This window comes from Synechococcus sp. R55.8, from assembly GCF_047461895.1.
Lineage (GTDB): Bacteria > Cyanobacteriota > Cyanobacteriia > Thermostichales > Thermostichaceae > Thermostichus.
The window spans coordinates 6,151-9,837 of record NZ_JANSIB010000108.1 but is presented as its reverse complement, the minus strand read 5'-3'; the positions used below and the strand labels follow the sequence as shown (position 1 = coordinate 9,837).

Below are 3,687 nucleotides of genomic sequence, written 5' to 3'. Positions count from 1 at the left end.
CAAAAAGCTCGCCACCTGCTTGTGAGAACCTGTGGGCTGCATTTTGACCGTGACTCTATTGCACAGCTCAAAGCGGCCCTCGTCGGGCATATGCTCGAAGAATGTGTTAGGCGTCAGAGGAGCAGCGACAGCCTGGATCACAGATATAACCCCTGGTCATTCGTCAGTGGTGCGGAGCGCATTGGGGGCATCCTAACCCCGCCAGCGGGCTTTTGGAGCATCCTGTGAATAGCTCTCAGGGTGCTTGCACGGGCGGTGGGTTGTTGCGCAAAAACGGCTGTACGGCTACAAATCCCAACCCAAACGATCCAATGACTAAGACGACTGCAGCGGCCATCCAAAGTACGGCAGAGCCCTGGGATCCGTGATGTTGCTCCCGTACCCGCTGATAAATGCCGGTGGAATAGGCTGAGGAGTCTGCCTCGCCGAGATAGGGATCCGGGCCGCCCCTATCCTGCATCAACTCGTCCAGGGAAGGAACCTGGTAGCCAGTGCGGGGGTAGGGCTCGGCAGAGGTGTGGGTGGAAGGGTGGCGAAGGGAATCAAAGGAGGACGGGGCAAAGCCGTTGGATGAGAAGGAGGGGGTCTCGTTGCGGGCCTGTCGGCGCTTGAGGCGATTCAAAAAATCGTAGCTGGGAGGGGCTTCCGGTTGGCCGGGATTGACAGTCGGGCTGTTCTGTTGGAAAGAGGCTTCAGAAGCTGCAGCAACTTGGGCAGCCTGGCCATTTGCGTCAGCAAGCCGTAGGCTGATTTGCTGCAGGCGCTTCAAGGTGTGGCCCAATTGCCCCTGGAACTCTTGGGTGATGGCAGCGATCTCTCCAGACAACTGCTGATGCAGAGCGCGCAGGTGCTGGTTTTCCGAGGAAAGCAGGCTTACCTGCTGACGGGCAGACTCCAACTCTTCGGCCACTTGTTGATACACCTGAATCGGCACCACCCCTGGCCCCGTCTCCATTGCGGCAGGGGAGCGAAAGCCACTGGGGTTACTGTTGCTGTTGCGAGCGCCAGAGGGGCTAGAACCCCGAAAACCGTATTGCATAGATTGGGATCGACTCGGAAGGACAGGGGGCTGGGACAGCTTGACACAGAGGGATCCAAGATATCAGGGATCTCCAAGGATAGTGCTGAACACCGGCAACCTAAAGGCGTGCAGCTCTAGCGTTAGTGTAAGCCGCAATTACTACCCCAAGCATACCGCTAAGCCTTTGGAATGGGCGATCTCTTCACAGCAATTTTTCCCGCCCACAAGCGCCACTTCTCCGCTGCTCCCAGGTTGCGCTGTCGTTCCCACGTCACGAATACTCTCCCACCAAGTCTGGAGAACCAGGAGATTCGGAATTTGAGGCAGAGGAGTCCTGCAGCAGCCGCTCCAGATCCCGTCGCAGAGGTGGTTCCAACTGTTCCAGCTCATTGACAAAGTCTTTTATACCCTGAAACTGGCGATAAACGGAGGCAAAGCGCACGTAGGCCACCTCACTTAGGTGTTGCAGGCGCTCCAGCACCATCTCGCCGATGCGCAGGCTGGTTACCTCTTGGGCATCTTCCAATTGCAGTTTTTCTTCGATCTCATTGACCAGCTCTTCCATCTGTCTGACGGTGACGGGGGTTTTTTGGCAGGCACGCATCACCCCTTGCAGGATCTTGTTGCGGTTGAAACTTTCGCGGGATCCATCCCGTTTAATGACCATGATGGGCATGAACTCGATGCGCTCATAGGTGGTGAAGCGGTAGCCACAGGACATGCATTCTCGCCGCCGCCGCACACTCTGGCCACCTTCTGCCGAACGAGATTCCAAAACTCGGATTTCTTGTTTGCTGCAGCGGGGACATTTCATGGCTTGCAGTCCTTACAAAGCGACAGGTGGGTAGGAGGGTGCCTCAATTTTACCGGATGCTTAATCTTCTGGTGCTTAGACAGATTGCAAATGAGATGGACTCTGTTCGTCGAGTGCAGATTGCAAGGGATCCCACCAAGCAGCGGCTTGCGCCTGGATCTGGGCCTTCAGCTCCGGTTCCATGCGATCCAAATGGATCAATACCCATTTCATTCTGCCCAAGGGGGCTAAGAGGGATCGCTGACGCAACAGGAAGTCCCAATACAACGTATTGATGGGGCAGGCTTGTTTGCCAACCTTTTCGCTGGGATTGTAGCGGCAATGGCGGCAGTAGTCACTCATTTTGCGGATGTACTGAGCAGAGGCGGCATAGGGTTTGGTGGAGAGCATGCCCCCATCGGCAAAAAGGCCCATGCCGATGACGTTGGGCTGCATCACCCAGTCGTAGCTGTCGATAAACACATCCTGAAACCACGCTTCTACTGCCTGGGGCTGAATGCCACTGATGAGGGCGAAATTGCTGAGCACCATTAGCCGCTGGATGTGGTGGGCATAACCATGACGGCGAATTTGATCCAGGGTGTGCTGCAGACAGGCCATGTCGGTTTTGCCCGTCCAAAAAAACTCTGGCAGGGGTCGCTGGTGGCCAAAAAAGTTGTTCTGGGCATAGCCGTTGGGCATTTGGTATTCGTAGAAGCCGCGCATGTACTCCCGCCAGCCCAGGATCTGGCGGATGAAGCCTTCGGCGGAGGGCAGGGGGATCCCGCCCTGATAGTAAGCCCGTTCGGCGGCGGCAATGACTTCGTGGGGGGTGAGCAGGCCCAGATTAAGGTAAGGGGAAAGCAGGGAGTGGTAGAGAAAGTCTTCCCCGGCTTGCATGGCGTCTTGCCAGGGGCCGAAGTGGGGCAGGCGCTCGTGAATGAAATGATCAAGCACTTGCAGGGCTTGGGCGCGGGTGACGGCCCAGCCAAATCCTTCTAGAGATCCGAAGTGATGGCCGTAGTGTTGCTTAACTTTTGTGATCACGGCCTGGGTAATGGCATCGGGGGAAAAGGTGAGGGGCCGAGGATAGCGCATTCCCGGTTTGGGAGGATGGCGGTTCTCCCGGTCGTAGTTCCAGCGCCCCCCCAGGGGCTTGGGGCCGTCCATGAGAATGCGAAAGCGTTTGCGCCCTTCGCGGTAAAAGTCTTCCAGGAGCAGGCGCTTGCGACCTGAGGCCCAGTCGATAAATTGACGAGTACTCCAGAGGAAGTGGTTGTTTTCCAAGATCAGGAGGGGGCAAGGGAGGGTGGATCTCAGCTTTTCTATTTCATCTCGGACGGGAATATCGGCGGGCTGCATGAGGCGGATCTGCTGCAGTTGATGCTGCTTGGCCCAGGTTTGCAGCGGCTCGGCAAAGCCTTCCGCTTCCACATAGGTGACCGGGTAGCCCCGCTGTTGCAGTTCTTGGGCAAAGTGACGCATGGCCGACCAGACCAGCACCAATTTCTGCTGATGGTGGTTGCGGGAGCTGGCCCACCGGTGAGATTCGATGAGAATGACGGGAACTCGGTCTGGGGATAGGGTCGAGAGGGAAGCGAGGGCGGATTGCTGGGGGTGGAGTTGATCCGCAAGGATCCAAACCCCTTCTGGGCCGGCAGATGGAGCGATCATGGGATGCTGAAGCTCTCGGTCTATGGGAGGAGCGCTGAGAATGACACAGGTTGAGTTTAGCTCTGGGGGGCAAGGCCAGGTGGCACCCAAATGTTTGCTGAATCTCGGCGGGACAGCTGAGGAGAGAGGATGATGCGGCAGACAGGGATCCCTTTCCTGCGGTGGTGGGCCGGGCTGGGGATGGTGGCCCTGCTGCTGC

3 protein-coding genes are annotated in these 3,687 nt (G+C 57.3%); all 3 read right to left on the bottom strand.

Annotation, left to right across the window (positions count from 1 at the left end; genetic code table 11):
• Positions 1 to 235: 235 nt before the first annotated feature.
• The gene (locus NW829_RS10605) at positions 236 to 1,039 is read right to left on the bottom strand and encodes a hypothetical protein (RefSeq protein ID WP_414413275.1); all 804 of its coding nucleotides are present in this window, start codon (positions 1,037 to 1,039) and stop codon (positions 236 to 238) included.
• Between the two features lie 253 nt (positions 1,040 to 1,292).
• Complete coding sequence (nrdR, locus tag NW829_RS10600; protein WP_414328718.1) at positions 1,293 to 1,835, bottom strand: transcriptional regulator NrdR; 543 nt, start codon at positions 1,833 to 1,835, stop codon at positions 1,293 to 1,295.
• Between the two features lie 75 nt (positions 1,836 to 1,910).
• Complete coding sequence (locus NW829_RS10595) at positions 1,911 to 3,488, bottom strand: cryptochrome/photolyase family protein (RefSeq protein WP_414417042.1); 1,578 nt, start codon at positions 3,486 to 3,488, stop codon at positions 1,911 to 1,913.
• Between the last annotated feature and the right edge of the window lie 199 nt (positions 3,489 to 3,687).